The organism is Labrys sp. KB_33_2 (assembly GCF_052114505.1).
Taxonomy (GTDB): domain Bacteria; phylum Pseudomonadota; class Alphaproteobacteria; order Rhizobiales; family Labraceae; genus Labrys.
The window spans coordinates 48325-69451 of sequence record NZ_JBFREW010000017.1; the positions used below are offsets into that span (position 1 = coordinate 48325).

At 57.4% G+C, this 21127-nt stretch carries 17 protein-coding genes and 2 pseudogenes; 9 read left to right on the forward strand and 10 right to left on the reverse strand.

The genetic code is table 11. From position 1 onward, the window contains the following. Window positions 1–83 precede the first annotated feature (83 nt). Window positions 84–314: a DUF982 domain-containing protein gene (locus AB4037_RS26810; RefSeq protein WP_434960347.1), complete on the reverse strand. Its 231-nt coding sequence runs from the start codon at window positions 312–314 to the stop codon at window positions 84–86. A gap of 217 nt (window positions 315–531) precedes the next feature. On the opposite strand from AB4037_RS26810, the gene AB4037_RS26815 reads away from it, so the two are divergent. The 4 genes from AB4037_RS26815 (at window position 532) to AB4037_RS26830 (ending at window position 3991) form a co-directional block, all read left to right on the forward strand. Then, on the forward strand, window positions 532–1326 hold the full coding sequence (locus AB4037_RS26815; RefSeq protein ID WP_441773537.1) for a sensor histidine kinase: 795 nt from the start codon (window positions 532–534) through the stop codon (window positions 1324–1326). 234 nt (window positions 1327–1560) lie between these two features. After that, window positions 1561–2046 carry a ferritin-like domain-containing protein gene (locus AB4037_RS26820; RefSeq protein ID WP_434960349.1) on the forward strand — a complete coding sequence of 162 codons (486 nt, stop codon included), beginning with the start codon at window positions 1561–1563 and terminating at the stop codon, window positions 2044–2046. Between the two features lie 171 nt (window positions 2047–2217). Beyond that, window positions 2218–2514 carry a PRC-barrel domain containing protein gene (locus tag AB4037_RS26825; protein WP_434960350.1) on the forward strand — a complete coding sequence of 99 codons (297 nt, stop codon included), beginning with the start codon at window positions 2218–2220 and terminating at the stop codon, window positions 2512–2514. A gap of 241 nt (window positions 2515–2755) precedes the next feature. After that, window positions 2756–3991, forward strand: coding sequence for a glycosyltransferase (locus AB4037_RS26830; RefSeq protein ID WP_441773538.1), 1236 nt, complete (start codon window positions 2756–2758; stop codon window positions 3989–3991). Here AB4037_RS26830 and AB4037_RS26835 read toward each other — a convergent pair. The 3 genes from AB4037_RS26835 to AB4037_RS26845 are packed head-to-tail and all read right to left on the reverse strand — an operon-like array spanning window position 3887 to window position 6463. Further along, on the reverse strand, window positions 3887–4483 hold the full coding sequence (locus AB4037_RS26835) for an SAM-dependent methyltransferase (RefSeq protein ID WP_441773539.1): 597 nt from the start codon (window positions 4481–4483) through the stop codon (window positions 3887–3889). The two genes, AB4037_RS26830 and AB4037_RS26835, sit on opposite strands and share 105 nt — an antisense overlap. Continuing rightward, a complete protein-coding gene (locus AB4037_RS26840) occupies window positions 4480–5217 on the reverse strand; it encodes a PIG-L deacetylase family protein (RefSeq protein WP_441773540.1) in 738 nt (245 codons plus the stop codon). Before AB4037_RS26840 ends, AB4037_RS26835 begins: the two co-directional genes overlap by 4 nt. Further along, on the reverse strand, window positions 5207–6463 hold the full coding sequence (locus AB4037_RS26845) for an acyl-CoA dehydrogenase family protein (protein ID WP_441773541.1): 1257 nt from the start codon (window positions 6461–6463) through the stop codon (window positions 5207–5209). The genes AB4037_RS26840 and AB4037_RS26845 overlap by 11 nt, the downstream gene beginning before the upstream one ends. Window positions 6464–6574: 111 nt before the next feature. Between AB4037_RS26845 and AB4037_RS26850 the strand changes: the two genes are divergently transcribed. Continuing rightward, window positions 6575–8122 (forward strand): FAD-dependent oxidoreductase, encoded by a 1548-nt coding sequence (locus tag AB4037_RS26850; protein ID WP_441773542.1) that lies wholly within the window; start codon window positions 6575–6577, stop codon window positions 8120–8122. Window positions 8123–8245: 123 nt separating this feature from the next. On the opposite strand, the gene AB4037_RS26855 is transcribed toward AB4037_RS26850, so the two are convergent. Next, entirely contained in the window at window positions 8246–8491 is a 246-nt protein-coding gene (locus AB4037_RS26855; protein ID WP_434960356.1) for a hypothetical protein, read from the reverse strand. Between the two features lie 547 nt (window positions 8492–9038). Here AB4037_RS26855 and AB4037_RS26860 point away from each other — a divergent pair. Next, window positions 9039–9920 carry a hypothetical protein gene (locus AB4037_RS26860; RefSeq protein WP_434960357.1) on the forward strand — a complete coding sequence of 294 codons (882 nt, stop codon included), beginning with the start codon at window positions 9039–9041 and terminating at the stop codon, window positions 9918–9920. Window positions 9921–10276: 356 nt separating this feature from the next. Here the strand turns inward: AB4037_RS26860 and AB4037_RS26865 are convergent, their stop codons facing one another. Both AB4037_RS26865 and AB4037_RS26870 read right to left on the reverse strand, forming a co-directional pair. Continuing rightward, window positions 10277–11593, reverse strand: a complete 1317-nt coding sequence (locus AB4037_RS26865) for an NRAMP family divalent metal transporter (protein WP_434960358.1) — start codon at window positions 11591–11593, stop codon at window positions 10277–10279. Window positions 11594–11813: 220 nt separating this feature from the next. After that, a pseudogene (locus AB4037_RS26870) lies at window positions 11814–12038 on the reverse strand (IS6 family transposase); the annotation flags it as partial. A 380-nt stretch (window positions 12039–12418) separates the two neighbouring features. On the opposite strand from AB4037_RS26870, the gene AB4037_RS26875 reads away from it, so the two are divergent. The 3 genes from AB4037_RS26875 (at window position 12419) to AB4037_RS26885 (ending at window position 18591) form a co-directional block, all read left to right on the forward strand. After that, a complete protein-coding gene (locus AB4037_RS26875; RefSeq protein ID WP_434960359.1) occupies window positions 12419–14491 on the forward strand; it encodes a hydantoinase/oxoprolinase family protein in 2073 nt (690 codons plus the stop codon). A 38-nt stretch (window positions 14492–14529) separates the two neighbouring features. Further along, window positions 14530–16614, forward strand: a complete 2085-nt coding sequence (locus AB4037_RS26880; protein WP_441773543.1) for a hydantoinase B/oxoprolinase family protein — start codon at window positions 14530–14532, stop codon at window positions 16612–16614. 333 nt (window positions 16615–16947) lie between these two features. After that, window positions 16948–18591: a purine-cytosine permease family protein gene (locus tag AB4037_RS26885; protein ID WP_434960361.1), complete on the forward strand. Its 1644-nt coding sequence runs from the start codon at window positions 16948–16950 to the stop codon at window positions 18589–18591. A 56-nt stretch (window positions 18592–18647) separates the two neighbouring features. Here the strand turns inward: AB4037_RS26885 and AB4037_RS26890 are convergent, their stop codons facing one another. The 3 genes and pseudogenes from AB4037_RS26890 to AB4037_RS26900 form a co-directional block, all read right to left on the reverse strand. After that, entirely contained in the window at window positions 18648–19274 is a 627-nt protein-coding gene (locus tag AB4037_RS26890) for an ANTAR domain-containing response regulator (protein WP_434960362.1), read from the reverse strand. Between the two features lie 123 nt (window positions 19275–19397). Next, entirely contained in the window at window positions 19398–20606 is a 1209-nt protein-coding gene (locus AB4037_RS26895) for a transporter substrate-binding domain-containing protein (protein ID WP_441773613.1), read from the reverse strand. Window positions 20607–20776: 170 nt separating this feature from the next. Beyond that, window positions 20777–21112: pseudogene (locus AB4037_RS26900) on the reverse strand (IS6 family transposase); the annotation flags it as partial. Between the last annotated feature and the right edge of the window lie 15 nt (window positions 21113–21127).

Genomic DNA, 21127 nt, shown 5'->3' on the forward strand with positions numbered 1-21127 from the left:
CCCCATATCTAAGGACACATGGGGACGAATGGGGAACCCGGCAGCGTTCAAATTGCACTGTTGCGATGCTCGGGCTCGCGAACTCAGGTTGCGATGGTGATGCCGGCCTCCCCGGCCGCGAGTACGAAAGCTTGCCTCGCATCCTCCGGGTCACGCTTGCCTTCGATCACTTCGAGGCAGAACCGCCTGGCTAACTCGTAGTGATCGCCGTGCTCGATCGGCCAGTCTTCCACCAGATATTCCGCAGCCTGGTTGACGTCAGCGATAACGATCTCCTCGATCACGAGCGGGCGGGAAAAGGCAGTGTGGGCCATGGTTTACCTCCTAGGAACCCAACCCGGCGCAGACGCGATGGTTCCCGATCTTGGGCGGCTTCCCAGCCACCGCCAGGGAAGAAGCTCAACGAGATGATGCATTTGCATCAGCAAATCTGATCCGTGGAAATCTGGTTCGCACGCACTGTCCGACCTAAGCTCTTATGCCGGGGAAGGTCGCTGAGCCTCCCTCCATAACGATAAGCGGGAGTGCCAAATGAATGCGAATGTCAGAACGCTGCGTGCGGAGCATCATCTCATTTCCGCTTCCGGCGACCTCCTCGCGATGTCGTTGAAACCAGCACCGATCGAGCTTGGCGGGACATGCCCGGCCGTGCGTAGTGAGGCCGACTATCGCCAGCTCGAGCACAAACTGGCGCAAGCCTTGCAGCGCCTCGAGCAGTGTGAAGCCCAGCTCGGAGAGGCCGATCACCGCATCCGTAACTCCCTGCAATTGGTGGCGAGCATGCTCTCGCTCCAGGCTCGCAATACCATCGATGAGAAGGCCGCCGACGCGCTCCACACCGCCAAGGACCGAATCTACACCATTGCCATGGTGCACGAGCAGCTCCATGGCTGCGCCACCGAAGATTGTGTCGACCTTGGTGAGCTTCTGACCCGGCTCGGCGAATTGCTGGCGGGCAACAGGCCGGACAATGTCAGGCAGGTCATCGTCACTGCCGCCCATGTTTCCGTGCCAACCCAGTTGGCCAAGCATCTGGGCTTACTGGTCTGCGAACTCGTTACCAACGCTTTCAAATACGCCTATCCGGGTGAACGGGTGGGCGACGTACGCGTGTGGTTGACCTTAGCGGCTGATCAATGCCGGCTCATGGTTGAAGATGACGGCGTTGGTATGCCGCACGGGCTCGATGGCATGCCCGCCCGGGGATTTGGCGCGTTCATGCTCAAATCCATCGTTGGGGTGACCGGCGGCAAGATGCGGATCGGCAAGGGCGCCGGCGCATCTGTCGTCATCGAGATACCGAGCAAGAGCCTGTCGATCGGGTGAGACCGACCCGTCCAGCGGAAGGACGAGAGCCGGCACCAGTGCTCCTCGATGGAAGGAAGCCGCCTGTACATCGAAGGTGCAATCATCATGCCCACACAAAAGCCCTGACACGCTCACAATCCAGCGCCGGGCAGCGATCTGGTCCAGATGTTCCGAAGCGATCCATCGAGGAACAAAATTCCCAGGCTTGAGTTTGGCACCGGGATTCGCAGATAGGCAGATAGGATGAGCAAAATGGCAGGTTCTACGAAGGAAGACAACGGGCAGGCGATTTCTCGCGATCGTCTTGCCGAATTGCTGAACGAGGACCTTTCCCGTGAATATCAGGCGATCATTGCCTACGTTGTGTACTCGCAGGTAATCAAGGGTCCCGAGTATATGAGTATCGCGGAACAATTGGAGACCCATGCGCATGATGAGCTAAAGCATGCCCTCATCTTGTCCCGACAAATCGATTATCTCGGCAAGATGCCGACCGTCGTGCCGAAGCCGGTTCAGACATCGAAGGTCGCCCGTGAGTTGTTGCGATTTGATCTGAACAACGAGAATGAGACAGTTCGCAATTACAGGGAGCGGGTTCGCCAGTGCGAAGCCTTGGGTGAGTTTGCCCTTGCCGAACAGATTCGTCAGATCCTCGTAGACGAACAAGACCATCAGATTGATCTTGCCACCGCGTTGGGAGAGGACGTTCCGGATATGAGCAGACCTCTAAAGAAATAACCTCCCGATCGTTCATATGATTGATCCCAGTGAAGCGGGAGACGGTGCTGGGAATTTCGGAACGGTCGCGAGCGATGTTGCCGAGATGTTACTTCCAGGCCGGGAAAATAATTAGGGAACAGGCGACGAAGGCGGCGGTTATATGCGGTGGAAACTTACAGGAGGCCGAGTATGGACCACAGCACACACACCAGGCTTGCCGACAGCGAACTCACACCCGAATATTTGGAAGGCGCGACGATTTACGGCCCGGAGGATGAGAATATCGGCAGTGTCTCCCATGTCCACGGCATAGGCACGGACACCATTGTCGTGATCGATGTCGGCGGTTTCCTGGGAATAGGTGCCAAGCCCGTGGCCGTGAGGGTCGCTGACCTCGATTTCATGCGGGACGAGAATGGCGAGGTACACGCGGTGACCTCGTGGACGAAAGACCAGCTCAAGGCAATGCCCGAACACCAGGACTGAAGTCTGGTCCCGGGAAAAAACGGCGTGGCGGATAGGTCGCCTAAAGCGTTCCGTTTCTTGCAATGAGCACAGTTAACGTGGAAGAGCGGGTGGATCTAACATCTGCTCTTCATGTTTCCGGGTATATATTTAATATCGAATATTCAATTTATATTGATAATAATTTGGAACATTTGCGGCTGTTGAAAGTTAATATCAAGAAATAGCAGATAATTTCTATCTGTTTAATCCTTGGATTTCAATGGATAGCGCGCTCGTTTCCCTTCTTTCTTCTTTGCCCGGTCATCCGCAGCAGCACGAAGAAATGCGTCCTGCGGTCATTGCCATCCCCGCTTGCAACGAGGAGGAACGGATCTCGCGCTGTCTCGCGGCTCTCGCCGTCCAAAGAGACAAGAGGGGCCAGCGCATTCCCTTCGAAGCCTATCAGGTGCTTGTCTATGCCAATAATTGCACCGATGCGACCGCGGCAAGGGCGGCCGACATACGCAATGGCACGGGCGTGCGGATCGATGTTGTCAGTGTTACCTGTTCCGAGGAACTGTCCTCGGCTGGTCTTGCGCGCAAAGCTGCCATGGACATTGCGGCTGAGCAACTCGAAACGGCGGATTTGCATAACGGCGTCATCTTGACGACGGATGCAGACAGCATCGTTTCGCCGTCGTGGCTTGCGAGCAGCTGGCAGGAGTTTTCGCAAGGCGCCGATTGCATTGCCGGCTATATCGACGCGGATCCGCACGAGTTCATAGAGCTCGGTCGCAGTTTCCAGTATCGCGGTTTCTTCGAGGAGCACTATCACGCGCTCGTTGCCGAGATTTTCGCGTTGTTGGATCCACGGCCTCATGATCCATGGCCCAATCACCAGGTCAGCTCAGGTGCCAGTCTGGCCGTTACGTTGAAGATGTACCGCGCAATCGGCGGTTTGCCAGCTAAGGCGACCGGCGAAGATGCCGCGCTCGCGCTGGCCGTAGAGTGCCTGGGTGGAAAAGTCCGTCATTCCATGGATGTTTGCGTGACGACATCCTGCCGGCTAGACGGTCGGGCTGTGGGTGGGGCGGCTGACGCCATGAAGCAACGCCATGCAGAGCCCGACGCACCTTGTGATCAGGAGCTGGAATCCGTTTTCGCGGTGACCAAGAAGGCGTGGCTGAAGGGGCATTTGCGCCGGTCAAGCAACATCGGCTTCATGGAAGAGTCTGCAGTCCTCGCAGCATTGGGACTGGGGTCGGAAGAGATTGGGAGGCTTCTCACAACCCTTCGTCGATCGTGCTTTGAAGTCTTCTGGCAGGAGTTAAGCGCTGCCAGCACCTTTCTGCGCTATGGCGAACCCTTGAGACCTTCCATGCTGGCAGCGGAGATCAGGCGCGCCGAAATCCTACTGACTTTCCTTCGGTCCCAGCCTAATCCACTCGAGGCGATAGATCTCCTGATGGAGGACCGTGTGGCATTCGAGGCGAGGTTGCAGCGCGTCCAGGAATAACGCGGCCGCTTCCGTACCGCCCAGGGGATAGTTCGTCGGACCAAGCCAGTGACAGAGAACGATCTCGGCTGCGGAGCTTGCGTTGGCCCGGCACCAGGCGGCGAGTGACAACAGATCCGTGACGTCCAGATAATACAGGACCTCGGACAGCACGATGAGATCGAAGGGACCTGCAGGCAGCCCGTCCGGCGCCGCGGCGATATGAAAGTTCACATTGTCCAAGGTAGCGCAGGCGATCCTGGCCTTTGCGATGGCAGTGGGCGAGATGTCGACAGCATCGAGCGCATCACAGTGAGCAGCCAGGCGTGCGGTCAACACGCCGATTGAACAGCCGATCTCCAATGCTTTTGGGTAGGAGGCTCGGGCGAGCGCCCGCAAGGTTGCCTGATATTTCCGATCCTCGTACTCGCTCGTCGCAAAGTTCCACGGGTCGGAATCCGATCTATAGAGCGCCTCGAAATACTCGCGGCCGATTGTGTGCTGATGTTTCATGTTTGGCTCCGGATAAAATATTCCGTCGGTTCGAGAAAACGGCGGAGCTTTTCTGCGCTGAACGTAAAGCCCTCCGGATCATCATCGATCAGCTTCGTCATCTGTGACGCGTGCGCAGCAATAGCTCGGTGCTTTTGGCCGATCCAGGGTGAGATATCGAGACGGAAACCTTCCGGAGGAGGTCGTTCCATGGACATCGAGCTGGGAAGATACCAGCCCCATATCGGGTAATGCCACAAGAGGAGATGAGGGAGCTCCTGCCCGACGGCCTCCGCGATCCTTGCTGCTGCCAAATGGTCGCAGTGGGGGTCCTTGTCCCAGCTGACGAAGAGACTGGTCGAAGCACTCCTGACGACCAGTTGGGATAGACGCTGCACGGCTTGATCGAACAATGCCCCGGACGTCGGGGCGAACGTGTCCGGCACGTCGAAATGAGTTATGTTTGCCGGCAAAAGACCTAAGGCTTCCAAACCCGTGCGACATTCCTGGCGTCGTAGCTCGATCAAGCGCGCCTTTGGAAAGCGCTGCGAATTTGGATGAGAACCAGCACCGTCCGTCAAGACGGCAACATTCACATCGATGCCCGCTTGAAGGCATGCAGCGATCAGGCCACCGGTGCCCAAAGCCTCGTCGTCCGGGTGAGGGGCCAGAATGGTTACGGCACCGCCACCAAGCTTGTCGAGGCCAGCATAGGGCAGGTTGGCGACCTTTGCGAGATAGGCGCTAATTCTCATCGGCGTTCCACAGTTCATGAACCGGGACGGAAGCGGTCAACGCGAACCGTGCCGCATCGGCCATTGCAAGATCGGGAACCGGTTGCCTCAAATAGGTTCTAAGATCGCGTGATATACGCTCGATGGGGTCAGGGCGCATGAAGGAGGCCAGGCCAATACCTCGCTGTATGGTATCCATGACGTCGAGCGCGGCTCGCTCCGTCACGCCTCTCGTCAGATTTGAAAGGGCCACGCAACCTTGAGCGTCGTCTGCTCTTAGCGCCAGATGCCGAGCCGCTGCTCTCGTCCACGAGGCCGCGGTTCGAGCCGCGGCGAGGCATATGGCAACGCGCTGAAGCTGATAGGGATCCTCACCGCGCTGGCGTGCCCGCAATTGCGAAAGATAGAGATCGACAAGCCCTTCGATGGCGCCGAGATGGACGGCGCAAAAGCGCCAGGAGCCCCCTGAAAAATACGGTTGGCGCATGAAATCGCCTGGCTCGCCGATCAGATTTTCGTCGGGGATGGTGATCCCAGACAGGTCGATCGATCCGGTCGCGCTGGAGCGCATCCCTTGCGGGGTCCATCTTGACAGGTCTACGCGAGCCTCTTCGCCCTGGAGTTCCAGAAGAACGATGCGTTGACCCGCTTCGCTGTTCGCCGTGACCAAAGGCCTCGAAAGAAAATCGGCCCCGGAAGCGAGGATCTTTCCACCCCGCAATATCCAGCCCCCCTTGCTGCGCTCGATGCAGAGGGGATCTTTTCCATCCGCGCCCCACACGCCTGTCATGGCACCGCGCCTTACCGATGAGGCCAGACTATCCATTTGCGCGGAGGTGCCGTAACGCTGAAGGAGATCGATCGCGTTGCAATGGCCTTCAAACAGCCGTCCAATTGAAAGATCGGCCGCTCCCAGCGAGCGAAGGGCCTCATGCAGCCGGGGCCAGTGCGGCGCCCCGAGAAGCCCGCCTCCGTCCCGGTTTTCTGGAAGCGGCTCCGCCAAGATGCCCATTTCATGCAAGGCTCTCGTTACTGCCGGATCGAGATGGCAGGTTTCATCCGCTTCCGCGGCTCGTTCTTCACAAAGCCTGGTGAAGCCGGCAAGACGATCAGCCCATGAACCATGCCCCTCGCTGCGACCAGTTTCACTAGGCAGTTTCGTGGCCGCACTCGCCCGCATTTTTATTGTTCCTCGCCGCTGTTCTCGGAGTCCAACACGTGGCGGCACGAAATCGTTCCAGCCGAAAGCCGGGCGTGGCTGAAGCATCACCCTTCAAACTCGCCTTCTACCGGGCGGGTACCGGAACAAAGGTTACCGGCTATGGTTTGAGCCGTCATGGGCTCGGGAATTGCGATGGAATAACAACGGACGAAGCACATGCCGCACAACCGGGCGTTGGTTGATCTGTCAAACGGATTGCCTTTGTCGTCTCTCGAAGAAGGGCAACCCTTCTTCGGTAGGGTCGGCGATGCTCCTGTCTATGTGCTCAAGCGGAAATCCTCTGTCGACGCCTTCAGCTCCCTGTGCAGCCACCTCGGTGGTCCCTTGCAGGACGGTTTGGTTGACGGGGCCCATGTGCGCTGTCCCTGGCATCACGCGTGTTTCGAACTCAAGAGCGGAAGAGCCCTTGCGGCACCTGCCTTCAATCCCCTGGAGCGCTATGACGTGGACGTGCGAGACGGCACGGTGAGGGTCACCAAGCAAATGCCGGCAGCCGAACCTCGGGGTGTCGCATCGCAGTCTCGGAATCCCGATCAGGGCGCCTTTGCTATTATTGGCGGCGGGGCCGCGGGTTTTGCCGCGGCGCATGCATTGCGTGCAGACGGCTGGCCTGGCCGGATCCTCATGTACTCGGCCGATAGCCGAGCACCTTATGACCGCACGCTGCTGACCAAGGATTATCTCGACGGGCATTTCGGCGATGATCGTCTCGAGATCGCCAAGAACGCATTTGAGAAGCTCGGTGTCGATCTTGAACTCGACGTCGAAGTCGAGGCGATTGAGCCTGCCGATAATTTGCTTCGCTTCAGCCAGGGACGAACACAGATCTATGACAAGCTGCTATTGGCGACCGGCTCTCGACCCAAGCGCCTCGACATACCGGGTGGAGCCGGCTCAAACGTCTTTACGCTTCGAACTCTCGCCGATTGTCGCCGCATTCTCGCTGCCGTGTCTCATGCCCGACGCGCGGTCATCATCGGTGGCAGCTTCATTGGGCTTGAAGCGGCCGCTTCCCTGACGAGCCGAGGAATTTCCGTGGCGGTCGTGGTGCCTCAATTCCATCCAATGGAAAAGCTGCTGGGCCGTGCGTTGTCGGATCTTATAATCCAAACACTCTCGGCGAAGGGCGTCGAGTTCCATTTCGGATGCAAGCCAGCCAGGATCGAGGGGAATTGGATAACGCTCGACAAGGGGGATAGCCTGGAAGCCGACTTCATGCTCGTGGGTATCGGTGTCACTCCGAGAATCGGGCTCGCGCGCTCCGCTGGCATAACGATCGACCAAGGTGTGGTGGTCGACGAGTATTTGCGCACGTCCGCTCAGAATATCTATGCTGCTGGCGATATCGTCAGTTGGCCATACCGGATCAAGGAAGAGAGGATCCGAACGGAACATTGGGTCGTCGCCCAAAGACAGGGACAGACGGCTGCGGTCAATATGTTGGGGAGCCAGCAGCCATTGAGATTGGTGCCTTTCTTCTGGAGCAAATTTTTTGATCTCTCGTTCCGTTATATCGGCCACGCCAGGGAATGGGACGCGGTAACGATCGAGGGAGATCTCCAAAAACGCAATGCTCTATTGCGGTACTGGAAGGATGGGATTGATGTCGCAGTAGCAAGTGTCGGCCGTGACCGGGATTGCTTGCTTGCCGAAAGGGACTTTTATGTCCGACTTCGAAATGGGAAAGATGGCAACCCAGCTTAATCACTAGAGCGGACGCGGCGTCGCATCCCTAGTAGCTAGACAGAATGCGAGAGTACCTTGCGTTGATCTAAACATGATTATTGGCGGGATTACCGGCTCGGCTTACCATCGCACCTGCCAACATCAATTTTGTAGTTTCTCGATCTCCTGTATCGCGGCTTCGCCGGCTTCCGTGATCTCCCAATAATTGGCCGCCGGGCGGGGCTTGATAGCTACGAATCCCAGAATGCGCAGGCGCCAAAAGGTTCGTTGCGATCGAACTCCTTCGGGCATGGGACCAATCGGCACGCCTCCTGGAGTCATCCTGACTTCTATGCCCGCCTTCAGGGCAGCCAGCGCACGGATCTGGGCGGGGGATAGCTTCGCCATGCAAGCAACGCCGTCCTAGCATATCAGCGCAAGTTCGAGCACTCGGTTACGGCCTCGATACGCTTGAAGCGTTTATTTTACATGAGATCAAGCAAGTCAGGGGCGAATTGCGCCGTGGCTGCAAAAATGAGTTGCCGGTGTCCTACACCGGCGGGCTGTCTTGGAGGTGCATGCTGTTCTGTAACGCAATCATGCTTGAGCGGGTCCATTCGGTGTTTCCGCGGTCCGAATAGCGATCCAGACGCCGAGAGCCAGACGCTTCTGTTGACTCCTCTGTCCAGATTAGCTTCTCCCTGATGGCCGCTTGCATCAGTGTCGGCGTGTCGCTGAGATCAGGAACGATATGAGGCCGTGCTATGGCATGCACCCTCACCGAGCCCTGAACGGAACAACCAGCTTTTTCTTCAGTTTGATAATCGCAGGTGCAGCTTTGCGCCAAACATACGGGAGCAAAAGTCATGGGCCGTGGGATTTTACTTTGGCTTCTCGGGGTGCCGATCCCGATCATTATCTTGATCGCGCTGCTTTATCATTAGGGAGATTGGTGATGGCTCAAACCGGCGTACTCGTCGAAGATGGGGTCGAGGCGTCCGCATCGGCGGTTTCCTGGGCTGCGATTTTCGCTGGGGCGGCAAGTGCCGCTGTGTTTTCGTTGATACTCATCCTCATCGGAACGGGCATAGGCCTTGCCTTTATCTCGCCATGGCAGAACAGCAGTGCTTCAGCAACGACTGTGGGCATGCTCGCTATCGCCTGGTCGGTAGCAGTTCCTTTGTTTTCGTATGCGGTGGGCGGCTATCTGGCGGGCCGGCTGCGGACTCAATGGGTCGGCCTCCATTCCGACGAGGTCTTTTTTCGTGACACCGCCCACGGCATGCTCGTGTGGGCTATCGGGACGTTGTTTTCCGCATTGTTGTTAGGGACGGTTCTTTCCTGGGCAGGGCAGGGTGTCGTGCAAGTGGGAGCGAGTGCTGTAACGGCGGCCACCCGCGCCGTGACTTCCTCGGCTGACGAAGCGCCGAGCAATGGATGGAACGCATACTTCACGGACGTGTTGTTCCGATCGCCGCAGCAACAAGCACAGAGCAACGATTCGGGGGCGAAGGCAGAGATCGGTCGGATTGCAGCTCGCTCGCTGGCAGCCGGGCAGTTGAGCAATGACGACAAAGACTACGCGGCCCAGTTGATCGCGCGCCAGACCGGCATCAGCCAATCCGATGCCACAAAGAGGATTGATGGTGTTATGGCTGCGGCAAAGCAGGCTGCAACACAAACAGCCGAGAAGGCAAAAGCTGCGGCGGAAGTCGCGCGCAAGACCGGTGTTTATACCGCGCTTTGGGCTTTTGTTGCGCTTCTGATAGGCGGTCTGTCGGCGTCCTATATGGCAACCGTCGGCGGCCGAATTCGCGACAATTTACCTGCCATTTGACGCTTCCCCAGTCCCCACCTAGGCGAATGAATGAGAGCTGGTCCAGCTTCTTTTTCCAGCTCTAAGCACCATTTAGCCAGACAGTTGGCAACCGAGCCTCAGGTCGTTGTCCGACAGGTTCCAAACGTTCCTACCTGCCCGATGTCAAAATTGGCGTCGGGCACTTTTGTGAAAATCCCACCACGATGTTCCGATAGATGCTGCCACCTTCCACCGTTGATGGCGTCTTTACGGCAGGCTTTCAATTTTTCTCAATGCCATCGCCTTGAACAGCGGTAACACGAAAAATGTGCCCGTTGCCCGCCGCCGTTCCAGGCGATGATCAGGTTTCTCGTATCGACCATGGTTCCAGATGATTATCCTAGGAAAACCGATACGCCCATTCCGATCGCGCAAAGAGCCATAACTGCCGTCGAGAGCCAACCCAGGCCGATCAACCAGCCGCCAATGGTCTCATCGCCCATGATCTTCTTGTTCGTCGACATCAGCATCATGATGACCATAATGGGGACCGCTACGACTCCATTCACGACAGCACTCCAAAACAGCGCTTGGATCGGATTAATCGGCGTGAAGTTCAAGGCTACGCCAAGCATGGTTGCGATAGCTATTGTTCCATAGAACGCTTTCGCGTCCTTGGGCTTGCGAGCCAGTCCGGTGGGCCAACGCAGGGCTTCGCCGAGGCCATAAGCGGCCGATCCGGCAAGCACTGGAACAGCCAGCAGGCCCGTTCCGACAATGCCGACAACGAATAACAGTTCGGCAAACTTCCCCGCTACAGGCTCCAATGCTTCAGCTGCCTGGGCCGAACTTTCGATGTTGGTGACATGGTGAGTGTTCAGCGTTGCTGCCGCCGTGACCATGATGGACAGTGCGATGAAATTTGAGACGCCCATGCCAACCAAGGTGTCCAGTTCAATCCGCTGCTCGGCGTCTTCTGCTTGTTCCGGGCAGTCCTTCAGTGGCTCGCGCCCGGGTTTTTCCTTCAAATCCTCAACCTCCTGTGAGGCTTGCCAGAAGAAAAGGTATGGACTGATGGTTGTCCCGAAAATCGCCACGACCGCGGTGAGATAGTCAGCGGTAAATTCGATATGTGGAATGAAAAGACCGGACGCTAACGTGGCCCAATCGATCTTCACGATGAGAAGCGTGGCGACATACGCCAACAGTGCCAAACTGAGCCACTTAAGGAGACGAACATACTGCTTATATTGAAGAAACACTTGGGCGACGGCGCATCCGATGCCGAGGATGATGATATAGATCAGGGTGGGGCCGCCTACGATGAGTTTAATGGCGTCTCCCATTGCGCCAATATCAGCCCCGATATTGATGACATTCGCGACAATCAGTAGGAAGATAGCTGAATAGACCAGCCAGTTAGGATAATACTTACGCAAGTTACCAGCTATTCCTCGCCCTGTGGTTCTCCCGAGGCGGGCACTGATCATTTGGATCGCGCTCATGAGCGGATAAGAAAATATCAGTGTCCAGCTCGCGCTATAGGCAAATTGCGCGCCTACCTGCGAATAAGTGGCAATACCGCTTGGGTCGTCATCGGAGGCGCCTGTGATCAAGCCTGGTCCTAGTACGCTCAATATTCGAGGCTTGCTGGATTCTCCGGCCGGGCTGCGTTCCGCCCTCGTCTTGTGGTCATCGTCTCGTTCGGTCATTTCCCCGCCTTACTGGAAAGGTGTTTTTGTTTGCCCACTCTTGAGGCTGCACAGGAACAGTTTCTGCGTAAATCGGTTCCCGGAGGATGCCGGACCGCGAGATCTGCCCGCGGCCATAATTTAGGAACAACTCCACTCGCGTGATGTTTGAGGCGCGCGAGGCGATGCGTGCTGGCATCGTCTTGTGGTCGATGGTGTAACGGCCCGCGCTGGCCTTCGGCTCGTCCATGTGCCACTTGCCGGTCACGGCTCGTTTGCGCCGGTTGAAGCGTTTCGGAAGCAACGGCGAGAGGTGAAGGGCCCAGCGATGGATCGTCGAGTGATCGACGGTGATGCCGCGTTCCGCCACCATCTCTTTCAAGTCGCGCAGGCTCAGGCCGTAAGCCAGGTACCAGCACTCGCAAAGCAGGATTACCGAGCGGTCGAAATGGCGCCCTCTGAACATCGCAAGCCCCTCGAAAATCGGAGGGCTTCATTGCCGGACATAGATTGCCATTCGGCTGGCGACAAGCCGCCTGAACCGCGCCTGCCGCCCGATTGACCGCCTCTTAGAAGCAATTCCCCATCGTGGCCGAAAGCATATCCGCGTTGGGAAGTCCTGACGCGCTGGCCAATTGCCTATGAAAAAAATGTTTGGCGAATTGAGTATTTTATGCGTATGCTACCAGTTACGTTCAACAGAGAACGCGGTCACGGCACATTGCGCGCTGCGCAACATGTACTGTGCGTGACCATCCCCCCAAACATAAAAGACAATCGTACTGCACGACGCGAGTTGTGCTGTCCGCCTCACACTGTCCAACATAAATCGGGAGGAATCCGCCTATGAATATAGACGGAAGACTGAGCGGCTATGCGTCCAAGGGATCGCGTGTTCGAGTTGCCATAGACGTCGGAGGAACATTCACCGACGTTTTCATTCTTGACTCCAACGGCAATCAAACCGTTGCAAAGGTGCCGAGCACGGCCAATCCAATTGATGCTGTCATGAACGGGGCAGCGGCGGCTCGGATTGATTGGCATGACGTGGAACTGTTTACCCACGGGACGACGATCGCGACAAACGCGCTGATAACACGCAATTTCAAGCCCGCAGCCATGGTGACGACCAAGGGCTTTCGAGACGTTCTCGAAATCGGGCGCGGTACCAGAGAAGACCCCTGGGATGCATATAAGGAAGGCACCCCACCCTATGTTCGGCGGCGCGACCGTTTCGCCGTTACCGAGCGCATCAACTATCGCGGCGAGGTCATTGAGCCATTCAACGAGGCCGAGGCTCGCGAAGTAGCGCGCATCCTGCGCAAGCGGGAAGTGACCGCGGTCGCGATATGTTTCATCAACGCCTATGTCAACGGTGCTCACGAACTGCGAATGGCCGAAATACTTGCTGAGGAGCTTGGGCCGGACGTCGCAATCACGACTTCGCACGAAACTCACCCAGAGATCTTTGAGGACGACCGGTTTTCGACGACAGTCGCCAATACAATATTGGCGCCGATCATCCGACCCTATGCGCGTGACATAGATCGCAGAACGACCGAAGCCGGTTACGAAGCCGACGTGCTGCTCCTGCATTCGGGTGGTGGGGTGATTACGCCGGCGACGGCGGAGAAATACGCCGCGCGCCTTGCGGCTTCAGGCATCGCGGCGGGTGCGATTGCAAGCAGGCATTTCGCCGGCCTGTGCGGTTACAAGAATGCAATCGGCCTGGATATGGGTGGAACATCGGCCGATATTTCGCTCGCGGCAGACGGACATTTGCGAATGACCGACAAATGGGAGGTCGATTGGGGCCACCCGATCTGTTTCCCCTCGGTCGAGGTTCTCACCATTGGCGCGGGCGGCGGCTCGCTCTCCTGGCTTGACAAGGCGGGGTCGCTGCGCAACGGCCCACAATCGGCCGGCTCCGTGCCTGGTCCCGCCTGCTATAAGGCCGGGGGGACCGAACCGACCAACACCGATGCGAATATCATTCTGGGGCGCGTCGGCACCGAGTTGGCCGGCGGCAGCATGAAGCTCGATCGCGATGCCGCACTCGAGGTGATGAAAAAGATCGCCGAGCCGCTCGAGCTCAATGTGATAGAGGCCTCGCTCGCGACGCTCCGGGTCGCAAATGCCAATATGGCAGATGCAGTTCGCCTGATCTCCATTGCCCGGGGCCACGATCCTCGTGATTTCGCACTGGTGGCTTTTGGAGGCGCCGGCCCCTTGCACGGCGTGGATATTGCTCGCGAGCTCAACATTCCAGTGGTGGTGGTTCCGCCAAACCCTGGCGTGACCTCCGCGGTCGGGTGCATGCTTGTCGATGTCCAGCACGACGTCACCCGCATGTTCTTCAAGGATGCCGTCGAGGCCGATCCGGCCGACATCGAGGCGGCGTTCAAGGAGATCGAAGCCGAAGGGCGCGCGCGGCTGGAAACCGATGGTGTCGACGAAAAGGACATGACGTTCCAGCGTCTGGTCGACATGCGCTATCGTGGCCAGTGGCGTTCGCTGGCGGTGCCGGTTCCCGGCCAGATCAAATCGATGAAAGAAGCGATCGCGATCTTCCACAGTGAATATGAGAAAGCCCACAACTTCCGCCGTGAGGATTTTCCGGTCGAGATCTATCGTTTGACCGTTCGCGCGATCGGCGTCACGCCCAAACCGTCCTTCCCGAAAGTCAAGATCGACAAGGGCGCAAAGGCGACACCCAAGGGAACGCGCGAGGTCTGGTTCCACGGCCAGCCCCAGGCAATGACCACGAACCTGTATGATCGTGATCATTTGGCGGCAGGTGTCACCATCAAGGGACCCGCCATCATCGATCAGCTCGACTCGACCACCGTCATCCCCCCCGACTGCGTCGCCCATATCGACGAGTGGCTCAATATCCAGATCAAGCTCGACGCCGCCTAAGCGACGCCTGGCATAGGAACATGGAGAGGAAGAACAGCATGAGCAACTTGAGCAAATATGCGGGGCTGTCCGACAAAGGCATTCAGCATCCGCCACTTCCCGCGGACCGAAAGACGGTATTCAAGACCACACTCGACCCGATCACGTTCGAAGTTCTACGCAACGCCTTCGTCAACATCGTCGATCAGATGGCCGAGCAGCTGCTGAGAACCTGCTATTCGTTCGTGATTTACTGCCGCGATTTCTCGTCGGGGTTGAGCGATCCCCAGGGTAACCTGGTGATGCAGGGAACGGGCGACATCGCCGCGCATGTGGGAACACTCCACTATACGTGCAAGGCGGTGATCGAGGCGTTCGGCGACGATATCCACCCGGGCGACGTCTTCATCATCAACGACCCCTTCCGGGGCGGCAGTCACTTCAACGACACGCGGATCCTGCGCCCCATGTTCTACAAGGGCGAGTTGATCGGATACTCGCAGGCGAACGGGCACTGGGCTGATATGGGGGGGGCGGCACCCGGGTCCTTCAACATCAATGCGCTCGACCACATGGGCGAAGGGCTACGCATCACGCCGGTGCGGGTTTGGAGCAAGGGGGTCTGGCTCGAAGACGTGGCCCGCATGATCGCTGCCAATACGCGCAATCCCGGCGATGTCATCGGTGACATGCAGGCGCAGGCCGAGGCGACCGCCGTAGCCGAGCGTGAGATCGTCCGGCTTTGCGACAAATACGGCGCCGAGACCATCAAGACCGCGTTTCAGGAAGTGCAAGACTATGTTGAAGTACTCATGCGCGCGCGTCTTGCCGAATTGCCGGACGGCACTTGGTACGCTGAAGACTATATTGACCAAGATCCCAAGCTCGAGGAGGGCCTGATCCCGATCAAGATCAAGTTCACGATCGATGGCAATCACGCCCATTACGATTTGTCGGGATCGCATCCGCAGATTTCCACATTCCTGAATGCGGCCTATGGAGGCTCGTTCGCAGGAATCGTAGCGGGAACTAAGTATCAGTTCCCGGATCTACCACTGAACTCCGGCCTCTACCGGGCGGTAACCGTAAATGTGGGAGAGCCGGGAACCGTTGTGAACGCCGATTGGCCGAGCCCTTGCGCCGGCTTCTGTTCGGGTCCGTTCGAAAAGCTCATGAATTCGGTGTTCGGCCTTTGGGCCGAAATCCTGCCCGAACGGACCATGGGTTGCGCCTTCAATCTCGAATATCTGCTGGTCGGAGGGCGTGACACCAGGATCAAGGGGCGTCCTTATTTCATGTGGTATGATTGGATGGCAGGCGGTTGGGGCGGCCGCAACGGTCGTGATGGCTTCAATGCCACCGCCCCGGTGTTCGGCGCGCAATATGGCATTCAGCCACTCGAAGGCCAGGAGCGCCTCGCCCCCGTGCTGACGAAATGCCACGATTTCGTTCAGGACTCGGCCGGACCTGGGGAGTCCCGAGGGGGACTCGGTGCCGAGAAGGGCGGCTCCGTCTTTGAAGGTGAGCGCATCGTGGTGTCCTATTGCTGCGATCGCGAGCGCTCTGTCACGTGGGGTATGTGGGGCGGTCTGCCCTCGATCCCACACGGTGTGTGGCTTAACAAGGGGACGGAGAAGGAGCGCTATCTCGGCTCCATCTTCTCGAATCTGCCGATTGAGCTGGATGACGTGTTCACGCGTCCATCCGCCGGCGGCGGAGGCGTCGGCGATCCTCTGCTACGCGACCCGCGGCTTGTCCGCGAGGACGTGGCTGACGAATATGTCAGTATTGAGCGTGCAAGAATTGACTACGGCGTTGTCATCAGGGTGATCGACCGCGATCTGGCTCAGTACGAGGTCGACGTCGAGGCAACAGAGAGGGAGCGCCAGCACATCGCTGCGGCTCGCCTGGGCTGGCTCGATGAAGATGCAGAGAAGGTCGCCGCAGATTATCGCGCCGGAAAGCTCAACGAGATGGATTGTATCCGGCAATACGGCGTTATCCTCGATTGGGGGGATGGCACGCTCCTGCCCAATACGACCAATCAATTTCGTCAGATGCTCAAGCGCAGGGCCGTGCCCTACTGGGGCAAGACGCTGGCAGTCCTAGGCAAGGAAGCAACCCAAAGATCTCGGGCCGCCTAAGGTGGCTGGGCACGGGAGGCGGAGCGCACGAACGCACCGCCTCCCCACGAGCGCCGCTAGGCGAGGCGGCTGGAAACGGTGATGGATTGGCCAGGAACGCCAATGCCATCACGTTCAGGGCAATGCGCATATTCTCGATAATGCTGGCTCTCCTCCGTTCGCCTCCTGGGCGAGAGCACAGTCGCGCATGAACCTGTTCAAGGCGGTTCTCACGTGTAGGCAAATAGCCATCTGCGACAAAAGACGGTTGGCATTTCACATCCTGCGGACGGGCCACTGAAACCTGGCTGCCCAGCTGACATTGGTACGACCGCGACCACAGGAGGGGACACCATGGATACAGCCAGTAGCATTCCAAAACCGGATATCATCTATCAGGACGAACCTGGAGTCTTGCGCCAGGCAGCTGCCGAAGACTTCTCTTTGCATATCGTGCCGCCGACCTGGCGAAGCTCGCGTTTTTCACTCGCGATGGCTTGGTTCGGCCTGATGAGCGCCATGTTCTGGGTCGTCGTCGGGAGTACCGTTGCCCTGTCCGTCGGCACGATCGATACGCTGATCGGTATCGCGTTATCGACTGTGGTTTATGGGGTCCTGTGCAACGTCGCCGCTCGCTTTGCGGCACGAAGCGGAACGAATGTGGCGCTGTTTTCCCGAGCGGTTTTCGGACAGGTAGGCGCGACTTTCGCTGCACTGCTGTTTGGCGTGACGATTACCTACTACGCTATTGCCGAGGGCACGATCGTCGCGATCGCTCTCCAGGACTATTTCGGCGGACCGATGAGCCTGTGGTATTTCATCGTCTGCTGTTATAGCGCCCCCTTGGTTATGCGTGGCATACGCACCTGGCTCGATCGGATCAACGGGGTTCTACTTCCTTTATATGTCGTTGGGCTTATCGCCTGTGTGATTTGGGCAATTGTTACGCACGGTTATTCAAATAACTGGCTAACCCATCTTCCGGTAAGAAGCGCTGACATGGGTGTCCCCGGTTGGTGGTTCGCCTTCACGGTCTATATGGGTGTGTGGGTCGTCGTGATGATGACATGGGATGTGGCCCGCTTCGGCCGCAAGGAGGATGCCGCCGCCAACGGTAGCACGAGCTTTGGCATTCCCTTCTATGTCGTCACATTGCTGATCAACGGCGCGGTCGGGATCTTCATCGCTCAAACCATTCCGATCGTGGGGCCGTTGTCGGAGACTTCAGCGATCATCGGCATCGTGGCACTGATGGGGCCATTCGGAGTGCTTCTGGTCTGGGTCAGCCAGACGAGGATCAACACGATCAACTTCTATCTTTCGTCCACGAATATGCAGAACTTCTTTGCGCGGGCGTTCAAGATTTCATTGCCCCGTACCATGTGGGTGGCGATCATGTCGGTCGTGATCTTCCTTGTGATGCTCACGAATGTCTTCGGCTACCTTCTGCAGACGCTCCAGTTCCAGGGCGTGATCATCGTCGCCTGGGTCGGTGTCGCCATTACCCATATCGGCTGGTGCTATCGACGCGGGATCAGGGCTGACATGCTTGAGTTTCGTCCCGGTCGAGTTCCACTGGTTAATCCGGGCGGACTTGGAGCCTGGGTCGTCGCATCGGCCGTCGGCTGTCTTCTGCTGGTGTTTGGCGGCAGCTTTGGTGGCATCTGGGCACCGCCGATCACCCTGGCTATAGCCGTCGTCATCTATGCGGCGTCACTAGGGATAGCGCGCGCGAACTGGTATATCGTGAGCCGGCCTCACGACCCGCGGAGCGAAGTCGACGATCCATGGACCGCGAGGATCCGCTGTAGTCATTGTGCGCAAGCCTATATCGCCCACGAAATGGATCGCGACCCCTCATTCCGTCATGAGCCGATTTGCCTTGCATGTGCATCTGACCGCCGCGAATTCCTGCTGGCGGCTCGGGCAGAGGCAAGAACATATGCCGGGCGCTGCGAGCCTGTCATGCTCGACCCTCAACGTAGCTCGGTGACGTAAGTTACAATTGCGGGCTGCGCCTTCGGTGCAGCTCGCCTTGCATGACCACCTATCCCTTACGGAAATTCACGATCGCACCATTCTTTGAGGCTCGCCTGTTCGTCCTCGTCGCACCAGTCGAGTGCGTTCAAAATCTCGCCGGAAACGACCTCCACCGTGGTTCGCCGCCTCATCGCCAGGTTCCGCAGCCTGCCATAGGCTTCATGTTCCGAGCGACTGTTTGTAAGCATCATCGCAAGCTTGGCACGCTCAATGGTACGGCAGGTTTCGAGCTTGGCCTGCATGCGTTGCAGGTTTGCGCAAAGCCGCTTTTCGCGCCGGAAGTTATTGACCGTCACCAGGAGATTGGTGAGAATTCCGAAGGGTCGGATCGGCAATCCGATGACAGCATTCGCTTGCATTCGAAGCAATCTGTCGATCGCAAGCGGGTTTTCATAATCGATAACCCCGATCAAGACTGCGGGAGGGTCGTCAGCCTGCCATTCAAACGTCAGTTTATGTTCTATGATCTGATCGAACATCGCGAAAACGATATCGATGTTCTTGAAGGCACCCGGCGGGGGCCAGATTTCTTCGACGTGACAGCCGATCCGCATCAGGTGGGACCGGAGAGCCGCGCCCTCGGTATTCTTGGGCTGGACGAGCAGGACACGCAAAGATCGCAAGTCCTTGACCAGAAGCATCTGATCCCTCTCCTTGCCACTGGAAGAATGGGAACCCCGCATGATCAGACTCTCCCATCGGCACCTGTTTGTCGAGAGCGGCCCGCCTGTCCAAGCGCTTGAGGCCCCGCAGGCATCACTGGATCACTCCTGAGTGCCGAAAGAGTCAGCTCGAAGCGTTTTCGGTAGGTCGGTGGTCTGCACTGGTCCGTCCTCGTCATCCAGAAAATAAGCGGTCCGATAGGGGTCCGGGGAGACGGCGTGGCTGGTTTCGGCAACGATCTCGAACTGCCCATCGTCTCGCACGACTCCGATCTTTGGCCAGACATGTGCGTGAGAATTCAGCGGGTCGATCGTGATTACGCCCTGCGGCGCATCGAAGGTCGTACCAAGAATTTGCGCACGCACGAGATTGACGTTGTCTGAATCGCATCGCCGCATTGCCTGCGCGACCACATGCGCTTGAGTGTATGCGGCCTCCCAGCCCATATTCGCATTTGGCGGTTCGCCGTGCGCGGCCTGATATCGCTCGAGACACGATCGATTTGCCAGATTGGTTTGTGACTGGAAATATGTGGCAGCCGTAATATGGCCAGATGCCGCGCCTACCCCGATCTCCCGGATGTCGGTTTCACTGGTCGTCAAGCTCGCCACGGGCATCTGATACGCATCGAGGCCATTGTCGGAATAGGCCTTGTAGAATTTCACGTTCGAGTGGCCGACGAAATTGTTGAATACGATATCCGGTTTGCGGTTTTTCATATCCTTGATTAGGGCGTCGAATTCTTCAAATGGCGCTTCTTCTCGAAGGTAGCGTTGGCCAACGATCTCGCCGTCACACGAACTGATAAGATCGGCCATTATCCGCCCGGACTCACGAGGCCACACATAATCCGATCCGACGATGTATAGTCTCGGCGTGAAGTTTTCTAAAAGATATGATCCCAGGAAAAAGCTATTTTGATTAGGGACGGCGCCAAAATATACGATATTTCTTGAATATTCAAAGCCTTCATATTGTGCGGGATAGCACAACAATCCATGTTCTTTGTCTAAAACACTTAAGACCGCTTTACGCTGGCTGGAAGTGTAGCATCCGAGGATAATACTTGTCTTCCTTTCCGACAGAAGTTCGCGCGCCATATCCTGATATGCTGATGGCTTTCCCTCCGGGTCGCCATAGATAGGAACGAGCGGGCGCCCGTTTATTCCCCCGGCTTCATTGATTTCATCAATGGCGAATTTGGTGGCGGACAGCATGCTGCGCTCAGTTGCCGCGGTCCAACCCGTTTTCGAGAATAATACCCCAATATGAACTGGTCGATCCCTTGTCATTATTGTGTAAGACTCCATCGCACGAAAATGGGGCAACCTGCCTTTCAAGCAGCACTATCGTCGTAGGCGATCTCAAACGCTAGATGAGCTAATCTAGTCGGTCAATGGCTTGTTCAGGATTGGCTTATTAAAGCTGAGTGCGGACGCTCATGAAACCATCGCTCGTGCAAAAGGGTTCTGTCGCAAACTCAAAGTATTGACGTAAAAGTCGATTGCCCTGTCGATGCGGCGGCGAGGATTTCGAACTGCTCGCAAAGCGCGGGTGTTGGATTATAGGCATATCTGGCCTGTCGTTGGCGCTTCATGTGAATCATCTCGATACAGGGCACGATTGTCGCTGCGCAGATGGTTGACTTGAACCCGAGCATGGCCGCGCTTGACGCGCCGATGATCCTGCTGGATGGGGTTGCTCGGATATTGGCTCTGGCGGATGCGGATTGGTTTCAACCGGCGGTGGGAACGATCCAGCAGACGGCTTCGCTGTCAGAGGTCGTAATGGCTTCCCGTTTTGTCTGGCTGCCCTCAAATTTAGGCAACGT